Genomic DNA, 20,570 nt, shown 5'->3' with positions numbered 1-20,570 from the left:
ATGGAAGAAGCTAAAGTCAAAGTACTGGAATTACTGAAAGATGGCAAGATTTCTGTAGAAGAAGCAACGACATTATTGGACGCGATGACAACGGAAAAAGAAGTAGATCATGCAACCACAAAAGATAAAAGTAATCGTTCTGAAAAAACGACGCGTGATTTTGAAGAGACGGTAGAAGGTTTTGTGAATAGCACATTGGATAGTGTAGCGAGTTTGTTAAAGCATGGCCAAAAGTTTATTAGTGTGAATCGTGATAAAGTGAAAGAGATGAGTGAGAGTGAACGTCAAGCGGCTTTGAAGAAAGTGGAAGAGACGTTGAATGAAGTGAGAGAAAAAATGAAGAAAGATTAATGTGTAGAGGAAGTGTGCTGTGAATGGTACACTTCCTTTTTTTAGGACATATGATTAACATAGTCTGGGTTATCGTCATACATAGATTGCCTAACCGTTCTGCGCGTTCCTAGGGGTTGAACCTTCAACTCAATTCAGCTTGATTACAATGTATATTTGAAGGAAGCTGAATTGGATTTTGGGCGCAGTACAGAAATCTCATGTGAAACAAAGATTTCGTAGTACTGCGTTAAACAGTAGTCACTATTTAAACATCAGAAATCGCATTTAAGCTCGTACATTGTCCCTCAGGAGTCTCGGGCGGTTCTTGCAAATAAAAATGAGTACTACTCTTTATCATATTATTCATACAGAAAAAGTGTGTGCGCCATTCATTTTTATATTGTTGAATAAATGGATGTAAAAGTTATGGGGGAACTGAATGGGTTCTGTTTTCCTAATGCTTCGTTTCTATCTCTGTATGCATATGGGATTGAGTCGAATCATAGGTAGTGTTGTGTTAACGACACTTACTAAAATGTTTTTGTGAGTGGTTATCCAAAGACAATTCTAAATGGTATTTTATTTTTTGTATCATACTAAAGTTGAGTATCTCTTGTAACTTTTTAGTGGTATACTTTTAGGTCTAAAATGGTTTGAAAATGATTTGATGTGTATTGTAATAATGCGTGATATGTAAGATGGGAGCAATCAAGTGGTGTACTTGATTTATACACCACGATAAAAGTACGATGATGTGGATTTTAGGAAAATGTCGGACATGTTGAATTGTGTTTCAAATATGGAGATTCATGTATAATGAAACAAGTAATGCGTAGTCAAAAGCGATTAAAAATAAAGATTGATTTAAAGTAAACAGTAAAACTGAGGTGATTAGATGCTAACGACTCAAGATTTAGTTAAGCGATTTAATATGAATGTGGTCGCTGGTGAAGCGGGGTTAAATCGTCCAATACATAATACAGATATTTCAAGGCCTGGTTTGGAGATGGCAGGATATTTTTCTCATTATGCTTCCAATCGTATTCAACTTTTAGGTACAACAGAACTGTCTTTCTACAATTTATTACCAGATGCTGAACGTCAAGGGCGCATGCGTAAACTTTGTCGTCCTGAAACACCAGCCATTATTATTACACGCGGGCATGATGCGCCGGATGAGTTGTTAGAGGCGGCACAGGAGTTAGATACGCCGTTGATTTATGTAGAAGAAGCAACGACACGTGTCATGGGCCGTTTGACGACGTATCTCGAACATGAACTTGCCAATTCGACTTCGTTACATGGTGTGCTCGTCGATGTGTATGGTGTCGGTGTATTAATTACAGGTGATTCCGGTATAGGTAAAAGTGAAACAGCTCTGGAACTTGTGAAACGTGGTCATCGTCTTGTTGCGGATGATAACGTAGAAATTAAAGAGATTACGAAAGATCAACTCATTGGTAAGGCGCCTAAAATCATTGAACATTTGTTAGAAATAAGAGGTTTGGGTATTATTAATGTGATGACATTGTTTGGTGCGGGTTCGATTTTAACGCAAAAACGCATTCGCTTAAACATTAATCTGGAAACTTGGCATCAAGATAAATTGTATGATCGTGTCGGTTTAAATCATGAAACACTTAAGATTTTAGATACCGAAATTACGAAAAAAACGATTCCCGTTCGTCCAGGGCGAAACGTAGCTGTCATCATTGAAGTGGCGGCCATGAACTACCGCTTGAATATTATGGGAATTAATACAGCAGAAGAGTTTAACGAACGTTTAAATGCTGAAATCTTAAAAAATAGTCAACAAAATAAAGGAGACATAGAATGATGATAGGATACATTGATCCAGTCGCTTTTTCTTTGGGCGGCTTAGAAGTGAAATGGTACGGTATTATCATAGCGAGTGCGATATTGATTGGGTATTGGATCGCACAAAAAAGCGCACAGTCAGTCGGTTTCCGCGAAGATGATCTTGTCAATATTTTATTAGTTTGTGTATTTGTTGCGATTATTAGTGCGCGTTTGTATTTCGTGCTTTTCCAACTGGATTATTATATTCAAAATCCGACAGAAATTCCGATGATATGGCATGGCGGTATTGCAATACATGGGGGTCTCATTGGTGCGTTTGCGATGGGGATCTACTACTGTTATCGCAAAAACTGGCAACCGTTTCAATTAGGTGATGTTGTGGCGCCAAGTATTATTTTAGCGCAAGGCATTGGCCGTTGGGGTAATTTTATGAACCACGAAGCGCACGGCGGTCCAGTGAGTCGTTCGTTTTTAGAATCGCTACACTTACCGCAATTTATTATTGAAAATATGCAAATCAACGGTATTTATTACCAACCGACATTTTTATATGAATCGATTTGGGATGTTACCGGCTTTATAATTTTAATCACTATCCGTCGTCATTTAAAAATCGGAGAAACATTTTTCATCTATATCATTTGGTATTCGATTGGTCGTTTTTACATAGAAGGATTACGTACCGACAGTTTGATGTTAACGGAGACAATTCGAATTGCACAGGTGGTCTCAATTGTATGCATTATCATCGGAGTCATCTTTATTGTATGGCGTCGACTTAAAAAAGATGTGCCTCTCTATCGTGAAGTTGGCGTGCTCAATTGGCCGTTCGACAAGAAAGGAAAGCGTTAAGTTGAAGCGACGACTCAAAGTTTATCCAGCAAGCCGTCATAACGCATTACATGATCTGTATCGTTATATCCCATTTATGAAGCTCTTTAAAAATACGTTCATTATTGAAGTGGCGAGATATGTGCCTCATGTAGGTGTGAAACGATGGATGTACCGCCGTTTATTGAAAATGACGATAGGTGAAAAAACTGCATTTGCTTTTAAAGCGGTGCCTGATTTATTATATCCAGAAAAGATCAAAATGGGTCATAACGTTATCATCGGTTATAATACGACTTTATTAACCCATGAATTTTTAACTGAATCGTTAAGAGTCGGTGAAGTTGAAATCGGCGACCATACGATGATTGGTGCAAATGTGACCGTATTACCTGGTGTGAAAATTGGTAGCCACGTTCAAATTGGTGCAGGGAGTGTCGTTTCTAAAGATATTCCCGATTATACTGTGGCGTATGGTAATCCGATACAACTACACTCAAAACATTAGAAAAGAGAGGTGACAATGGATGACACAAAAACGAAATATTATACAATTCAGCGATGATGTAGCACTTTATGAACGTCTAGCAAAACAAAAAATACAACAACAAGATTATGTGAAAGCACAACGCTATTTAGAAAAAGTGTTAGCGTTGTCACCAGATTGTTTTGAGGCGAAACAACAACTTGCGACATGTTTTATCAAGTTAAATGTGCCGAGACGTGCTGAAGCGATTTATTATGAAGAAATTAGTAAGGGGAGTGAGTTGGAAGCTTCTTACTATGAATTAAGTCAGTTGAATATTGACTTGAATGAGCCAAACAAAGCGTATCTCTTCGGTTTAAGTTATGCTTTTTTAGCAGATGACGAAGAATATCGAGAAGAGTTAGAAGACATGTTTGAAGTTGCTTTTAACGGTGAACACCCACTTGAAAAAGAAAGCCAGTTGTTTGTGGCACAAGTCATTTTTCAATATTTATTCGGTCAAGGCCGTTTGTTAGAAGCGCGTGAATATTTGTTGAGACAGGACGAAGAGATTCAAGACAATCGGATTATTCGTAATTTGCTCGCGATGTGTTATCTTTATTTAAATGAAAACAAAATCGCCCAAGAGATGTTGGAGCGTTTGTTGAAAGAGGATCCTTCCGATGTGCATGCGTTATGCCACTACACTTTGTTGCTCTATAACATGAATCAACAAGCACGCTTCCAAAATTATGTGAAAATATTAAATAAAATTCGACCGATGAATGATGAGGAATCTTTTAAACTTGGAATTGTGCTCAGTTATTTAAAGCAGTATCCAGCCTCTCAACAGTTGTTAGTACCACTTCATCGCAAAGGAAAATTTCAGACATTTCAACTATTTCATGCGCTTTCGTTCAATTATTATTACCTAGGAAATATCGAGCAAAGCCATCACTTTTGGCAAGTGTTAACACAATTTTCGAAAGCGAATCGTGGTTTGCCACCATGGGTCATTGAGGAAAGTGCTCATTATTTTAATCAACACGTAGAGCCTTTATTGCTGAGTGATGATCAACATGAACGTTTGTATGGTCTCTTTTTGTTAAATCAACTCAATGGTAAAGAAGTTTTGATGACGAAAGAAGTTTGGACGATTTTAGAATCAATGGGAGATTATGAAAAATTGTATCTCACTTATCTCATTCAAAATCTTCAACTGAAAAAACTGCACTTTATTCATCAAGGTATGGAGACACTTTATCGTCTTCCAGAAACACAACCTTATGCGTCTCTCTTTTTAAGTTGGATTAGTTATGCAGAAAGTCTTTTAGCCGAGCAAGTCGACCACGAACAAGTGGAAGCGTACGTTGCTGCAGTCGCGTATCTCTTTTTCAATCAAAAAGAAGATGAAGCGATGACGCGACCGCAAATCATTGAACATTTTGATGTGGCAACTGACGCTTTTGAACATGCTCTACAACATCTGTTGAGCATTTAAATTTGAGTCCTTGAATTAAATGTTGTAAAATGCGTATGATAAAATTAAAGGAGGAACAGATCATGTCAGAACAAGTGAGATATGATGTTGCGATTATTGGTGCAGGACCAGCAGGCATGACAGCTGCTGTTTATGCCTCACGTGCGAATTTAAATACAGTAATGATTGAACGCGGTATGCCTGGAGGACAAATGGCGAACACTGAAGAAGTCGAAAACTTCCCAGGTTTCGAAATGATTTCAGGACCTGACCTTTCAAGTAAGATGTTTGATCATGCCAAAAAATTCGGCGCTGAGTACAAATATGGCGATATTAAAGGCATCGAAGATAAAGGCGATTATAAGGTCATTGATTTTGGTTCTAGTACACTTGAAGCGACAACTGTTATTATTGCAACGGGTGCGGAATACAAAAAAGTTGGCGTACCTGGAGAAGAACAGCTCGGAGGTCGCGGTGTCAGCTATTGTGCTGTATGTGATGGTGCTTTCTTTAAAAACAAAAATATCTATGTTATCGGTGGCGGCGATTCAGCAGTAGAAGAAGGAACATTCTTGACTAAATTTGCTAGCAAAGTCACAATCGTACACCGTCGTGACCAATTAAGAGCACAAAAAATCCTACAAGATCGTGCCTTTAAAAATGATAAAATTGATTTTATTTGGAATCACACACTTAAATCTGTTAATGAAAAAGACGGTAAAGTAGGTTCATTAACGCTTGTTTCAACAGTTGATGGAACTGAACAAACAGTTGAAGCAGATGGTTTATTCGTATATGTAGGTATGAAACCTCTAACGCAACCATTTGAAAATTTAGGTATCACAAACGAAGCAGGATATATTGTTGCAAACGATGATATGAGTACTGCGATTAAAGGAATTTTTGTAGCAGGAGACGTTCGTGAAAAAGGATTGCGTCAAATCGTTACAGCAACAAGTGACGGTAGTATCGCCGCTCAAAGTGCACAAGAATATATCGAAAGTTTACATGACTAAATATTAAAACAGATGACATTGAATCAACAGGAGCTGGACGCTGTTTCCAGTTCCTTTTTTATAGCATTTAATGGGGTATCATGTAGCGCTGAAGGTTTCCTAAATGACTTGTTGATTGAATTTGATCACGGATGCATTAACCGTATTCGAAAAATGGAGATAGAATAAGTGATCAATACGGCTGTGACATCACAATTTTTTCAAAAACATAGATATGCATATCATCCCTCTATAACTTTAGACTGATTTCATGTAAACTAATAGAGAATATGATTGGATGGTGGTTAATAAATGCAACATGAAGAAAATAATGAAATCGTAAAAAGTGAACTCCTTGTTGTCACAGGTCTCTCTGGTGCAGGGAAATCATTAGTCATTCAAAGTTTAGAGGACTTAGGCTATTTCTGTGTCGACAACTTACCGCCGATTTTACTTCCAAAATTTGTAGAATTGATGGAGCAAGGTAACCCATCGATGCAAAAAGTTGCGGTAGGGATTGACTTGAGAGGGCGCGAATTTTTCCAATATTTAGTACGTGAAATCGATGCAGTACAAAGTCGTAAAGATGTCATTGTCGATGTATTATTCGTTGATGCGGATACGGAAAAGCTCATTTCACGCTATAAAGAAACACGTCGTAAACATCCTTTACAAGAACATACGGAGTTACCGCTCGTCAAAGCCATCAATGAAGAACGCAAATTACTATCAGAAGTAAGAAGTTTAGCGAATTACACTTTAGATACAACAACGTTATCACCTAAAGCCTTAAGAAAACGCGTTTATGAATATTTTAATAAAGAAAATAAATCAACATTTACAATCAATGTCTCTAGTTTTGGTTTTAAGCACGGTATTCAAATTGATGCAGATCTAGTATTTGATGTCCGCTTTTTACCCAACCCATACTATGTAGCTGAATTGAGACCACTCACAGGTATGGATGAAGATGTTTATAAATATGTTATGAAGTGGAAAGAAACGAATACATTTTATGAAAAACTATTAGATTTATTGTTATTTATGATTCCGGGTTATAAAAAAGAAGGAAAGTCGCAACTCGTTATCGCAATTGGATGTACGGGTGGTCAACACCGATCAGTCGCACTAGCACAACGTTTAGCTGAAGAATTAAAGCAAATTTATGATTATAATGTATATGTTCATCATCGTGATGCGCATATAGAAAGTGGCGAGTAAAATGAAACAACTTAAATTAGTACTGATTGGTGGAGGTACTGGTTTATCCGTTTTAGCAAGAGGATTAAAAACTTTTCCGATAGATATTACAGCAATTGTGACAGTAGCAGATGACGGTGGTAGCACAGGGAAAATAAGAGATGAGATGGATATTCCGGCACCAGGAGATGTACGTAACGTATTGGCTGCTTTAAGTGATGTAGAACCAACGCTTGAGCAACTATTTCAATATCGATTTAAAGAAGATCAGATTAGTGGTCACTCACTGGGGAACCTGTTGATTGCGGCTTTAACGAATATTACCCACGATTTCGGTCATGCAGTGAAAGAACTAAGTAAAATTTTAAATATTAAAGGTCGTGTCATTCCGTCAACTATTTCGAGTGTCTCTTTGAATGCAGAGATGGAAGATGGCGAAATTGTCTCAGGAGAGTCTAATATTCCAAGAAAACAAAAGAAGATTAAGCGTGTGTTTTTAGAACCTGCTGATGTACAACCAATGGACGAAGCGATTGAGGCCTTGCGTGAAGCGGATTTAATTGTGTTAGGTCCGGGATCTTTATACACAAGTGTTATTTCAAACTTATGTGTCAAAGGAATTGCCAATGCGATAGTCGAAAGTGACGCGAAAAAATTATATGTTTCTAACATTATGACACAACCGGGCGAAACAGATCACTACACAGTCATGGATCATATCGATGCCATTCATCAACAACTGGGTGATCATGTGCTTGATTTTGTGATTGCGAATCAACTAGAATTTTCACCTCAAATTATTGAAAAATATGAATCAAAGGGCGCAAAGCCTGTGTATTATGATAAGGATGAATTGAATCAACTCGGTGTGCAACTCGTGACAGGACAGCATCTTGTAGAAGTTTCAGAACATGATTATGTGCGACATCGTACGGAAGTTTTGGCAGAAATGATTTATGAAATTGCCTTACAAGAAATTAGTACTATTCAGTTTGACCCAGATCAATTCAAATCCTAATTGTAGCTAGCCATTTTGAACCATAGTAAATAGAAAGGGAAAGATTCATTATGAGCTTTGCATCTGAAATGAAAAATGAACTGACACGAATTGAAGTTGACCATGCGAATGCTAAGGCAGAACTGAGCGCACTGATTCGAATGAACGGTGCCTTGAGCTTGTCTAATCAACAATTTGTGATTAATATCCAAACGGAAAATGCAACGACGGCGCGACGTATTTATTCGCTTATTAAATTTGTGTTTAAAGTTGAAGTTGAAATATTAGTGCGCAAAAAAATGAAGTTGAAGAAAAACAATATTTATATTTGTCGAATAAAAATGAAGACGAGGGAAATTTTGGATGAACTCGGGATTTTGAAAAACGGCATGTTCAGTCATGATATTGATCCTAAAATGGTGAAAGATGACGAAATGAGACGGAGTTATTTACGTGGTGCATTTCTAGCAGGTGGCTCCGTGAACAATCCAGAAACGTCTTCTTATCATTTAGAAATTTTTTCACTTTATGAAGGCCATTCAACGGGTTTGACGCAATTGATGAATACGTATGAGTTAAATGCAAAAAGTTTAGAACGTAAAAAGGGATGGATTACATATCTCAAAGAAGCTGAACGGATAGCTGAATTTTTAAGTTTGATTGGTGGTTATCAAGCGCTATTAAAGTTTGAAGATGTGAGAATTGTGCGAGATATGCGTAACTCGGTGAATCGTCTCGTTAATTGTGAGACGGCAAATTTGAATAAGACAGTCAGTGCAGCTATGAAGCAAGTTGAAAGTATTCAACTGATTGATCAAGAAATCGGCATTGATAACTTGCCAGACCGGCTAAGAGAAGTAGCGAGATTGCGTATTGAGCACCAAGATGTCTCGTTAAAAGAATTAGGAGAGATGGTGAGCACCGGTACCATTTCCAAATCAGGCATTAACCATCGTTTGAGAAAACTGAATGAAATGGCTGATAAAATTAGACGTGGAGAGCCATTTGAAGTGTAAATATAGCCCTGTTTAAAATAAGCATCTTTAGACCTCTAAAAAGGTTTAAAGATGCTTATTTTAATGCGTAAATTGATGTTTTGTTGAATGAATGAAATTTTATTGACTAGGGGAATTCATTAGAGAGTATGGAGAAAGAAGGAATCTTTGTTTTTGATAAAGATAAAACAAAACGTAGATGTCAAATCATGAATATGTACATGTTATACGTTGAAGCTCAAGTTATCATTGCAACACCTCTATCAACTAAATTTTAAAGATGTGTTTATTGATATGGATTATGTAAGAACAGAGAAGCAAATTTGTATCTATGACACAAGTTGTATAGTGTATAATGAATTAAGAATTGTTGAGTAAGGGGGAATCTTCTATGTTTGATATCAATAAAATTAAAAAATTGCTAAAGAAATGGGTGTTGAAGTTAATCCTTCAGATACAAAGACAAAAAACGGTTTATATTTTAGAAATGAAAGTGGGCAATTGCTGAATATGGTTTAGACAAAATGACTTCTCAACGATCAAACCAATACAACAATTTTTTGATAAAGATTTCTATATTACAAAAAACAGTGAGCTTGTAAAAACGCCATATAACAATAAAGCGAGTCGTTATTTAACACAGGTAATCTCATAAAGAAACAATTATAACAGAGGCAGCATGATGGAGGGAATTAGTTTTATCAACTATGTAGTAGATGCAAAGTATTACAAAAGAAACCCTAATTTTGATGTCTTCATTCATCTTCATTTTTCGACTGTTTTATAATCATTAGTGAATCATAAATTCATGAGTAGTAGAGGATAGGAAAACTTAATGTACTAGCTTCGTGTGAATGTTAATCTTAAGGACTAGATCGTCATAAACGTTATAAACAAATTAAAAGTTACAATGACAACTTAATCGGGAATAAATGAATGAAAGTCCCTAAAAAGTCCGTGAAATCTTACGTTATACGGCGTGCAAGTGACTAGCAAAACAAAAAGAACCCCGTCGTTATGGGATTCTTCATTTTAAAAAGTGTGTGATTTAGCGTTATGAACCCCCTCGAGAGGAATCGAACCTCTATCGTAAGAACCGGAATCTTATGTGTTATCCATTACACTACGAGGGGTTAATTGCGTAAGTCTATTCACCATTGTACCTTTCGGGCATGCAAGGGTCAACTCCTAACACAAATCTGTCTATAAGTGCGTTGTTTTTGACCATTTTTGACTTTTGCGTTAGAATAAATATAAATTAACAAATTTAGGAGGAATCACCAAATGAATTTAATTCCTACAGTTATTGAAACGACAAACCGCGGTGAACGTGCATACGATATTTATTCACGTTTATTGAAAGACCGTATCATCATGTTAGGTTCAGCGATTGATGATAACGTGGCAAACTCAATCGTATCACAATTATTATTCTTACAAGCACAAGACGCGGAGAAAGATATTTATTTATATATTAATTCACCTGGTGGTAGTGTGACAGCTGGTTTTGCGATTTACGATACGATTCAACACATTAAACCAGATGTACAAACAATCTGTATCGGTATGGCAGCATCAATGGGATCATTTTTATTAGCTGCAGGTGCAAAAGGTAAACGTTTCGCATTACCAAACGCAGAAGTGATGATTCACCAACCACTTGGCGGTGCACAAGGTCAAGCGACTGAAATCGAAATCGCAGCGAAACACATTTTAAGAACACGAGAAAGATTAAACAAAATCTTATCAGAACGTACTGGTCAACCGATTGAAAAAATCGAAAAAGATACAGATCGTGATAACTTCTTAACTGCTCAAGAAGCGAAAGAATACGGTTTAATCGATGAAGTGATGGAGCCTGAAAAAGCTTAATAAAGTGATATGATAGTGAGGGGTGAGACAACAGTTTCATCCCTTTTTTGTTACATTGGGAGGGATTGAAAACGTGTATTAAGGGAGGAATGACGATGAATCAACATGTTAGACAAGCGACACCTAATGATTTAGAAGCAATTATGGAATTATATCATCACGCCATATTACATACCATAGTAGTTTATACATACGAACCGACCCAAATTGAAGAAGGACGTCAATGGTTGGCACAAAAGCAACGTGAAAACTATCCGGTATTTGCATATGAAGGAGACGGAACGGTGTTAGGTTTTGCGACTAATGGTCCATTTAAAAATTAGCCCGCTTATCAATATACAATTGAACATTCCATCTATGTCAGTCCTGATGCAAAGAGACAAGGGGTTGCTTCTCAGTTATTAAAAGTAGTGATTGAAGATGCAGCGGCGAATGGTTATCAAACGATTGTGACTGGTATTGATGATAGCAATGAGAGAAGTTTGAAATTGCATGAAAAAATACCTATTAACAATATGGGAACGTTAGAAAAAGTCGGCTACAAATTTGAAAGCTGGCTCAATCTCGCATTCTATCAAAAGCAGTTAAAGTAATATGAGCATTGAGCATCACGCTTTTTAAAAGTGATTGTAGACCACTAAAAAGATGACTCTGAGTATAAAAGTTGTAAAATCAACAACAACTCGAGTCATCCATAGTGGTTTTTACTTTGAATATAAATCTTTTAAGGCTGACGGCAAGGTCGGATAGTCAAATTGAAATCCTAAGTCTGATATTCTTTGTGGCACCATATATTGTGTATCGAGTATGAGCGTCGACATTTTACCAAGCACAAGACGTAGCATCAATGCAGGTACCCAAGTGTAATGTGGTCGATGCATGGTGCTTCCTAAAGCTTTGCCGAATTGATGTTGTGTTTCAGGTGCCGGTGCTGATAAATTATATGGTCCTGATGCTTCGGGAGCCTGAATGAGAAATTGAATGGCACGCACTAAATCTGACAAATGAATCCATGAATACCATTGACGTCCATTACCAACGCGTCCACCTACAAAGAAACGATAAGGCAGTGCCATCATTGGAAGTGCGCCGCCGTTACGAGATAGAATAAGTCCAAAGCGCCCACAGATGACCCGTGTGCCAAGCTGTCCAAACAGTGTCGCTTGTCTTTCCCATTGATACACGATTTCTGACAATAAATCATGGGGTGTCGTCTGATACGTTTCAGTATAAACAGCTGTTTCTGATGGCGGGTAATACCCCATAGCACTTGCATTAAATAGGACATCCGGTGTTTGGTCTCGTTGTTTAAATAAGTCAAACAGCGCGCGTGTTGCTTGAATACGACTTGTCATCATAAGCTGCTGATGCTTAGTTGTCCAACGTTGATTTAATGTTGCGCCTGCCAAATTAATGACAATGTCAATGTGTGGGACTTCTTCCTCCCAACCGTCCTTGTTCCAATTAATATAATGTACATTGTGTTGTTGTGAAGTTCTATCACTTCTTGTTAGGATATAGATCATCGTTTCATTAGAGCGCGTAAGTTGTTCAACTAAAGCACGTCCAACCATACCGGTGCCACCTGTAATTAAATAACGTTTCATAGGCTTCACTCCTTTACCTTCTGTGAGTTCATAGTATTGTCAATAAATGGTCATCAATTCTTCACTAACGACGGCTTGAATCTGTTTATTTTTTCACAAAGTACGTTATAATAGAGATACCTTCGATAATTAATACATCTCTTAATTAAATTCAGTATACCCCTTAAATATATACGACGAAGGTATTTTTGACTCCCTTTAGTAGAGATCTGGATGATGCAGCATTCAGATCTCTTTATTTGTTTTCGGGAGTCACGAAGGTCTTCAGACATTATCCTCAATTTTACCTATTAAAAATGACCCGTGTGCATGATGTTATTTATTTTTACGCTGACGGTCATTCATTTTTTGATTAATCAATTTACCAATCACACGATAAACAATAAAACGAATCAGCATATTTACAATTCTTTTCATCTGAACGCTCCTTTATATTTGTCGTAGTACATACATTCCTTTATTTTTACAAATTAAACTTAATACCGTGTAGGCCTTATCTTGAACTTCAAAATTGACAAGAAACACGTATTTAAAAATGCTTTCTGTATGAATGATTTTAAGAGATATAAACGGGTAAATAATAAGATGGATAGCGAGAAATTAAAAGGTATTTTATTATTTACGACATGGCTATGTCCAAGCTACTTTACAGAAAGAGAGAGGTATCCATGTTACGATGAGATGATCGTGTCATTTACTTTAACTGTAATTACAGTATACTAAAAGCTAACTCATTTTATTAATTGGAATAAAATGCATGTGTTAAGTTTTGAATTCACAATGAAATATGATTGAATAAAATATATTGTTATCAATTTATAAAGAGAGGGAATGCAATGTCAGCACCAAAACCAAATGAGCATGATACCCGCAATGTGAAACCTAATAAGAAAAAGAGACGTTTACTAGGCTTTTTAAGTGTCATCGTTATTCTATTATTGCTCGGGGGATTAGTCTTTGCCATTTTTTCATTTGTCGATCAATCGCACAGAGGGAATGAACGTTTAAAAGAGAAGTCCATTGAAGAACAAAAGGAAAAACGTGAAGCAGAAATCAAAAAAGAAAAAGAACGAAAAGAACGTGAAGAACGAGAAAAAGAACGAAGCATTGAAGCGGCTCAAGCTGAACAAGAGCGGTCCATTGAAGCCGCACGTCAAGCAGAAATAGAAGCCGCACGTCAAGCGCGACTCGAATGGCAACGTCAACAACAGCAGCAACAAAGAGAAAAAGCCGCAGAAGCTCGAAAATCGAAGTCAACAACGGAAGAAGAGAAAGACGACAGCGATAGTGAAGCAACGGAAGAGGAACCTGAAACAAAAGAGGAACGTACAACGGAAGAGGCAACGACAGAAGAACCGAAAACGACACAACCCAAACCTTCAACTGAGCAACGTTCATCTCAAGAAGGACAAACAGGTCAATCACAGTCTAGCGAGCGCTCAACAACTGAAAGAAGTACTGCACCACAACAGAGTTCAGAATCACCTTCAAAAGCGCGCAATGGTGACGAGTCATAAAATACAGTATTAATAAGCAAAATGAATAGGGCAAAAATAGGGCTGTTGAGATATGTAGAAAATCTCTGCAGCCCTTTTTTAATAACGATGCGTATAGTTTTAGAAAATGAGGTTAAGGAGCAATGTTAATAGTATCGATAAAATAATAGAGAAAAGACAGCCAGGAAAACATCCCACTGGGGTACAACCTATTGTGCGCACATATGTCCGCTGAAATGGTCCTGTATCGTTTTGAAATGTATCGTCTTGGCGACGGTTAATCTCATCAGGATGTCGATAGCGTGGGTCGGATGGATCAATGACTTCGGGTTGGTCAGATTGTTTAGACATAGTTTCACCTCTTTCTTTCAATGTAAATTATCTTGTCAATGATTGCAATGGATGGGGTATCGATGTTTATTTTTAGTGAAAAATGTGAATAATAATGTGACAACAGTCATTAAGTTATGCATTGGTGGTCGTTATTTGTCCAACATTTATAAAAATCGGGATGCTTTTTGACTTGCATTTGTTGTGCACAAATAGTATGATGAACTTGTAAACATGATAAGTTTTTATTGTATTTTGGACTAAAAATGTCACGGCATGGCTTGAATATGGCCATCTTGTCACTATTAAGGAGGCCTTTATCATGGAACGTATGATTCATGTTCAACAAAAAATTGTGCCTGACTTGATAGACAAAATGCATCGACGTTTTTCTATTCTAACAACGATTCAAAAATATCAACCGGTTGGGCGGCGGACTTTAAGTGAGTTGCTCAACATAACTGAGCGTGTATTACGTTCAGAAACAGATTTATTGAAGCAGCAAGAATTGATATCTGTAAAATCGACAGGTATGACATTGACTTCTCAAGGTTTAGATGTTGTCTCGCAGCTGAATGAATATTTCGATCAGTATACAGACTATCATCGCCTCGCACAATCCATCAAATCGACATATCAACTCGATGAAGTTCATGTGATTCCTGGTGATAGTGATAAAGATTCAAACGTTAAAGTAGAATTAGGTCGCATCGCTGGACAGCTTCTTGAAAAGCAACTGTATGACCATGCTATTGTGTCAGTAACAGGTGGCTCTACTATGGCATCGGTAAGTGACGCAATGTCTCATTTGCCTTTCCAAGTACTCTTTGTGCCAGCACGTGGCGGTCTCGGTCAAAATGTCATCTTTCAAGCGAACACAATTTGTTCTCGTATGGCTCAAAGGACAGGTGGTAGTTACACAACGTTATATGTGCCTGAACAAGTGAGTGAATTGACCTATCAAAATTTAATGAAAGAACCTTCAGTGATTCAAACGCTGGATAAAATACGTGAATCACAATTTACAATACACGGCATTGGTGATGCGCTGAAAATGGCGAAGAGAAGACAATCGCCACCAGAAGTCATAGAAAAACTTCAACATCATTTTGCTGTGGGTGAAGCGTTTGGTTATTATTTTGATCAACAAGGCCAAATTATTCACAGAGTTAAAACGATTGGTATTCAACTTGAAGAAGCGCAATCAAAAACACATATTTTTGCTGTAGCTGGCGGAGAATCCAAAGGGCTTGCGATTAAAGCTTATCTTAAGATGGCGACACCTAATACGGTGTTGATTACAGATGAAGCTGCGGCGAAAGTGATCACAAGGGAAAAGTTTGTTGAAAATAAAAAGTGAGTGAATTGTTTCATTATTGAATTGATTCACTTTTTAAATATCATTTAAAGGAGGCCATTAACATGGCAGTAAAAGTAGCAATTAACGGATTTGGTAGAATTGGTCGTTTAGCATTTAGAAGAATTCAAGATGTGGAAAATATCGACGTTGTAGCAGTAAACGATTTAACAGACGACGATATGCTTGCACACTTATTAAAATATGACTCAACTCAAGGTCGTTTTACTGAAGAAGTAGAAGTAATTGACGGTGGTTTCCGTGTAAATGGTAAAGAAGTGAAATCATTCTCTGAACCAGAACCTAAAAACTTACCATGGGGCGAGTTAGACATCGACGTCGTATTAGAATGTACTGGTTTCTTCACTGAAAAAGAAAAAGCTGAAGCACACATCGAAGCAGGTGCGAAAAAAGTATTAATTTCTGCACCAGCTAAAGGTGACCTTAAAACAGTTGTATATAACGTTAACCACGAAATTTTAGATGGTACTGAAACAGTTGTTTCTGGTGCTTCATGTACAACTAACTCATTAGCACCTGTTGCAAAAACTTTACAAGACAACTTTGGTATCGTTGAAGGTTTAATGACAACAATTCACGCTTACACTGGTGACCAAAACACATTAGACGCACCTCACAGAAAAGGTGACAAACGACGCGCGCGTGCAGCTGCTGAAAACATTATCCCTAACTCAACTGGTGCTGCAAAAGCAATCGGTTTAGTTATTCCTGAAATCGATGGTAAATTAGACGGTGGTGCACAACGTGTTCCTGTAGCAACTGGTTCATTAACTGAATTAACAGTTGTATTAGAAAAAGAAGTTTCAGTTGAAGAAGTAAACAAAGTGATGAGAGAAGCAACTAACGAATCATTCGGTTACATTGAAGACGAAATCGTATCTTCTGACGTTATCGGTATGACATTCGGTGCTTTATTCGACGCAACTCAAACACGTGTTATGACTGTTGGCGACCGTCAATTAGTTAAAGTTGCATCTTGGTACGACAATGAAATGTCATACACTGCGCAATTAGTTCGTACTTTAGAATATTTAGCAAGCCAATCTAAATAATATAGATTAAAATAGGTTTGTAAGTACTTAATTATGTGCTTCTAACTATTTTGTAGCTGATAGTAGGCGGGGGAGCACAAACGCTTCTCCGCTTATTTTAAAATTGAGAGCGATAACGAGGAGGATGCTTTATGGCAAAAAAGGATGTCACAAATGTTGAATTAAAGGATAAGGTTGTTCTTGTACGTGCGGATTTCAATGTTCCTATGAAAGACGGCGAAATCACGAACGACAACCGTATCGTTCAAGCATTGCCAACTTTAAAGTACATCATTGAGCAAGGTGGGAAAGTGGTAGTATTCTCACACTTAGGTAAAGTGAAAGAAGAAAGTGACAAAGAGAAACTTTCATTGGCACCTGTTGCAAAACGTTTATCAGAGAAATTAGGTCAAGATGTCCAATTTATTCCTGAAACACGTGGCGAAAAATTAGAATCTGCTATCCAATCATTAAATGCAGGCGATGTGTTGATGTTTGAAAACACACGTTTTGAAGATGTTGATGGTAAGAAAGAGTCTAAAAATGACAGTGAATTAGGTCGCTATTGGGCGTCACTTGGCGATATTTTCGTTAATGATGCATTCGGTACAGCACACCGTGAACACGCGTCAAACGTTGGTATTTCAACACATTTAGAAACAGTTGCTGGATTTTTAATGGAAAAAGAAATTAAATTTATCGGCGGCGTTGTTGAAAATCCAAACAAACCTGTTGTTGCCATCCTTGGTGGTGCGAAAGTTTCTGATAAAATCGGTGTCATCGAAAACCTATTAAATATCGCTGACAAAGTGCTTATCGGTGGCGGTATGGCGTACACATTCTTAAAAGCACAAGGCAAAGAAATTGGGCTTTCATTACTTGAAGCGGATAAAATTGACTTCGCGAAAGATTTATTAGAACGTGCAAGTGATCAAATCGTATTACCAGTTGATGCGAAAGTTGCGAAAGAATTCTCAAACGATGCACAAATTACAACAGTTTCTATTGACGACATTCCTGAAGACCAAGAAGCAATGGATATCGGCCTTGAGACAGTCGCACTTTTTAGAGAACAATTAAAAGGTGCACATACAGTGGTATGGAATGGACCAATGGGTGTGTTCGAATTTAGTAATTTTGCACAAGGAACGATTGGTGTTTGTGAGGCGATTGCTGAACTGCAAGATGCGACAACAATTATCGGTGGTGGCGATTCTGCAGCAGCGGCAATGCAACTTGGCTTTGAAGATGACTTCACGCACATTTCTACAGGTGGCGGTGCGTCATTAGAATACTTAGAAGGTAAAGAATTACCAGGCATTAAAGCAATTGCAAATCTATAAGTCTAGATATGAGATTTGATTGAACAATAGAGGGAGTGTTTATAGTGAGAAAACCAATCATCGCAGGTAACTGGAAAATGAACAAAACTGTACAAGAAGCGAAAGATTTTGTACAAGCGTTACCAGCATTACCAGATACAAATGAAGTTGAGGCAGTGATTTGTGCACCTACAATTCAACTTGATGCACTTATTTCATTAACAAAAGAAAATGTTGCGCCAGGTCTTAAAATCGGTGCGCAAAACACTTATTTTGAAGACAGTGGTGCGTTCACAGGGGAAACATCTCCAGTCGCATTAGAAGCATTAGGTGTGAGCTACGTTGTTATCGGTCACTCTGAACGTCGTGACTTATTCCACGAAACAGATGAAGACATTAATAAAAAAGCCCATGCAGTATTTAACCACAACATGACGCCAATCATCTGTGTAGGTGAATCAGATGAAGAACGTGAAAGTGGTAAAGCGAACGAAATCGTTGAAGTACAAGTAGAACAAGCGTTAAAAGGTTTATCAGATGAACAAATTAAACAAGTTGTTATCGCATACGAACCCATTTGGGCTATTGGTACAGGTAAATCTTCAACAGCGAAGGATGCGAACGAAATGTGTGCAGCTGTTCGTCAAAAAATCGCGAAATTAACAAGTGATGAAGTGGCACAAGCAACACGTATTCAATATGGTGGTAGTGTAAAACCAGGCAATATCAAAGAATATATGGCTGAAACCGATATTGATGGCGCATTAGTTGGTGGCGCATCACTTAAAGTAGAAGATTATACTCAATTGTTAGAAGGTGCAAAATAATTATGGCAAAAAAACCTACAGCGCTTATTATTCTTGATGGGTTTGCAAATCGAGAAGAAGTACACGGCAATGCTGTAAAACAAGCGCATAAACCAAACTTTGATCGCTACTATGAGAAGTATCCTACGACTCAAATTGAAGCAAGTGGTTTAGATGTGGGACTTCCTGAAGGACAAATGGGGAATTCAGAAGTGGGCCATATGAACATTGGTGCTGGACGTATTGTGTACCAAAGCTTAACACGTATCAATAAGTCTATTGAAGATGGCGACTTTTTCGATAATGACGTCTTAAACAAAGCAATGGATCATGCATTAAACAATAATAGTGCATTACACATCTTTGGTTTACTTTCTGATGGTGGTGTACACAGTCATTACAAACATTTATTCGCGTTGTTAGAATTAGCGAAACGTAAAAACTTAACAAAAGTTTATGTACACGCATTTCTAGATGGTCGTGACGTTGATCAAAAATCTGCTTTAAAATATATCGACGAAACAGAAGAGAAATTTAAAGCATTAGGTGTGGGCCAATTTGCGTCTGTATCAGGACGTTACTACGCGATGGACCGTGATAAACGTTGGGATCGTGAACAAAAAGCCTACGATGCGATTCGCGGATTCAGTGATGTGACATACGCATCAGCGCGTGAAGGTGTTCAAACAAACTATGACAACAATTTGACTGACGAATTTGTTGAACCGTTTATAGTTGAAAACCAAAACAATGGTGTGAACGATGGCGATGCAGTGATTTTCTACAACTTCAGACCAGACCGCGCAGGCCAAATGTCTGAAATCTTCACAAGCAAAGCATTCGACGGTTTTGAAGTTGAGCGCGTAAATGATTTATTCTATGCGACATTTACAAAATACAATGATCAAGTAGATTCAGCAGTTGTATTTGAAAAAGTAGACTTGAAAAATACAATTGGTGAAGTGGCACAAGACAATGGTTTAGTCCAATTACGTATTGCTGAAACTGAAAAATATCCACACGTGACTTACTTTATGAATGGTGGACAAAATGAAGAGTTCGAAGGTGAACGTCGTATTTTGATTAATTCACCTAAAGTCGCAACGTATGACTTAAAACCTGAAATGAGTGCTTACGAAGTGCGTGATGCATTACTTCAAGAGTTGGATAAAGGCGAGTTAGACTTGATTATCCTTAACTTTGCGAACCCTGACATGGTAGGTCACAGTGGGATGTTAGAGCCAACGATCAAAGCGATTGAGGCGGTAGATGAATGTTTAGGTGACGTCGTTGATAAAATCTTAGACATGGACGGTCAAGCCATTATTACAGCGGACCATGGTAACTCAGATGAAGTATTAACAGATGACGATCAACCGATGACAACACATACAACAAACCCAGTGCCTGTCATTATAACAAAAGAAGGCATCACATTACGTGAAACGGGTCGTCTCGGTGATTTAGCACCAACATTACTTGATTTATTAAACATCAAACAACCTGAAGATATGACGGGTGAATCATTAATTCAACATTAAATCATTTGAGAAACACAGATGAATCGCTATAATAGCATTAAGTAGTCAAATACAAAATGGAATAAAGTA

At 37.6% G+C, this 20,570-nt stretch carries 17 protein-coding genes, 1 tRNA gene and 2 pseudogenes; 17 read left to right on the top strand and 3 right to left on the bottom strand.

Annotation, left to right across the window (positions count from 1 at the left end):
• From GZH82_RS10980 to whiA, 9 genes and pseudogenes are all read left to right on the top strand, one after another.
• The gene (locus GZH82_RS10980; protein ID WP_162682507.1) at nt 1-351 is read left to right on the top strand and encodes an SHOCT-like domain-containing protein; all 351 of its coding nucleotides are present in this window, start codon (nt 1-3) and stop codon (nt 349-351) included.
• Between the two features lie 877 nt (nt 352-1,228).
• On the top strand, nt 1,229-2,170 hold the full coding sequence (gene hprK, locus GZH82_RS10975; protein ID WP_019166114.1) for an HPr(Ser) kinase/phosphatase: 942 nt from the start codon (nt 1,229-1,231) through the stop codon (nt 2,168-2,170).
• On the top strand, nt 2,170-3,006 hold the full coding sequence (gene lgt / locus GZH82_RS10970) for a prolipoprotein diacylglyceryl transferase (RefSeq protein ID WP_162683053.1): 837 nt from the start codon (nt 2,170-2,172) through the stop codon (nt 3,004-3,006). The genes hprK and lgt overlap by 1 nt, the downstream gene beginning before the upstream one ends.
• A gap of 349 nt (nt 3,007-3,355) precedes the next feature.
• Nucleotides 3,356-3,478, top strand: a pseudogene (locus GZH82_RS14645) (acetyltransferase); the annotation flags it as partial.
• Nucleotides 3,479-3,512: 34 nt separating this feature from the next.
• The gene (locus GZH82_RS10960; protein WP_162682505.1) at nt 3,513-4,952 is read left to right on the top strand and encodes a tetratricopeptide repeat protein; all 1,440 of its coding nucleotides are present in this window, start codon (nt 3,513-3,515) and stop codon (nt 4,950-4,952) included.
• 62 nt (nt 4,953-5,014) lie between these two features.
• The gene (trxB, locus tag GZH82_RS10955; protein WP_162682504.1) at nt 5,015-5,947 is read left to right on the top strand and encodes a thioredoxin-disulfide reductase; all 933 of its coding nucleotides are present in this window, start codon (nt 5,015-5,017) and stop codon (nt 5,945-5,947) included.
• Between the two features lie 291 nt (nt 5,948-6,238).
• Nucleotides 6,239-7,147 (top strand): RNase adapter RapZ, encoded by a 909-nt coding sequence (gene rapZ, locus GZH82_RS10950; RefSeq protein WP_162682503.1) that lies wholly within the window; start codon nt 6,239-6,241, stop codon nt 7,145-7,147.
• A 1-nt stretch (nt 7,148) separates the two neighbouring features.
• Entirely contained in the window at nt 7,149-8,144 is a 996-nt protein-coding gene (locus tag GZH82_RS10945) for a gluconeogenesis factor YvcK family protein (RefSeq protein WP_162682502.1), read from the top strand.
• A gap of 50 nt (nt 8,145-8,194) precedes the next feature.
• Nucleotides 8,195-9,139, top strand: a complete 945-nt coding sequence (gene whiA / locus GZH82_RS10940) for a DNA-binding protein WhiA (protein WP_162682501.1) — start codon at nt 8,195-8,197, stop codon at nt 9,137-9,139.
• 1,040 nt (nt 9,140-10,179) lie between these two features.
• Here whiA and GZH82_RS10935 read toward each other — a convergent pair.
• A tRNA-Arg gene (locus GZH82_RS10935) sits at nt 10,180-10,251 on the bottom strand.
• 151 nt (nt 10,252-10,402) lie between these two features.
• Here GZH82_RS10935 and clpP point away from each other — a divergent pair.
• Together clpP and GZH82_RS10925 are read left to right on the top strand one after the other, a co-directional pair.
• A complete protein-coding gene (clpP, locus tag GZH82_RS10930; protein WP_014614489.1) occupies nt 10,403-10,990 on the top strand; it encodes an ATP-dependent Clp endopeptidase proteolytic subunit ClpP in 588 nt (195 codons plus the stop codon).
• Nucleotides 10,991-11,085: 95 nt separating this feature from the next.
• Nucleotides 11,086-11,583: pseudogene (locus tag GZH82_RS10925) on the top strand (GNAT family N-acetyltransferase).
• A gap of 111 nt (nt 11,584-11,694) precedes the next feature.
• On the opposite strand, the gene GZH82_RS10920 reads toward GZH82_RS10925, so the two are convergent.
• Nucleotides 11,695-12,597 carry a TIGR01777 family oxidoreductase gene (locus GZH82_RS10920; RefSeq protein WP_162682500.1) on the bottom strand — a complete coding sequence of 301 codons (903 nt, stop codon included), beginning with the start codon at nt 12,595-12,597 and terminating at the stop codon, nt 11,695-11,697.
• A gap of 836 nt (nt 12,598-13,433) precedes the next feature.
• On the opposite strand from GZH82_RS10920, the gene GZH82_RS10915 reads away from it, so the two are divergent.
• Entirely contained in the window at nt 13,434-14,114 is a 681-nt protein-coding gene (locus tag GZH82_RS10915; protein WP_162682499.1) for a DUF4887 domain-containing protein, read from the top strand.
• A gap of 99 nt (nt 14,115-14,213) precedes the next feature.
• On the opposite strand, the gene GZH82_RS10910 is transcribed toward GZH82_RS10915, so the two are convergent.
• Nucleotides 14,214-14,444 (bottom strand): hypothetical protein, encoded by a 231-nt coding sequence (locus tag GZH82_RS10910; RefSeq protein WP_162682498.1) that lies wholly within the window; start codon nt 14,442-14,444, stop codon nt 14,214-14,216.
• A 301-nt stretch (nt 14,445-14,745) separates the two neighbouring features.
• Between GZH82_RS10910 and GZH82_RS10905 the strand changes: the two genes are divergently transcribed.
• The 5 genes from GZH82_RS10905 to gpmI all read left to right on the top strand — a co-directional run bounded on the left by GZH82_RS10905 (nt 14,746) and on the right by gpmI (nt 20,501).
• Nucleotides 14,746-15,783: a sugar-binding transcriptional regulator gene (locus GZH82_RS10905; protein WP_162682497.1), complete on the top strand. Its 1,038-nt coding sequence runs from the start codon at nt 14,746-14,748 to the stop codon at nt 15,781-15,783.
• Between the two features lie 62 nt (nt 15,784-15,845).
• A complete protein-coding gene (gene gap, locus GZH82_RS10900) occupies nt 15,846-16,853 on the top strand; it encodes a type I glyceraldehyde-3-phosphate dehydrogenase (protein ID WP_162682496.1) in 1,008 nt (335 codons plus the stop codon).
• A gap of 131 nt (nt 16,854-16,984) precedes the next feature.
• Entirely contained in the window at nt 16,985-18,175 is a 1,191-nt protein-coding gene (locus GZH82_RS10895) for a phosphoglycerate kinase (RefSeq protein ID WP_162682495.1), read from the top strand.
• A 44-nt stretch (nt 18,176-18,219) separates the two neighbouring features.
• Entirely contained in the window at nt 18,220-18,981 is a 762-nt protein-coding gene (gene tpiA / locus GZH82_RS10890; RefSeq protein WP_162682494.1) for a triose-phosphate isomerase, read from the top strand.
• 2 nt (nt 18,982-18,983) lie between these two features.
• A complete protein-coding gene (gpmI, locus tag GZH82_RS10885; protein ID WP_162682493.1) occupies nt 18,984-20,501 on the top strand; it encodes a 2,3-bisphosphoglycerate-independent phosphoglycerate mutase in 1,518 nt (505 codons plus the stop codon).
• Nucleotides 20,502-20,570: the final 69 nt, after the last annotated feature.

Origin of the sequence: Staphylococcus sp. MI 10-1553 (assembly GCF_010365305.1) — a bacterium.
In the GTDB taxonomy this organism is placed as follows: domain Bacteria; phylum Bacillota; class Bacilli; order Staphylococcales; family Staphylococcaceae; genus Staphylococcus.
Note: the sequence above shows the minus strand (reverse complement) of the source record. Positions and strands in the feature narration are given on the sequence as shown.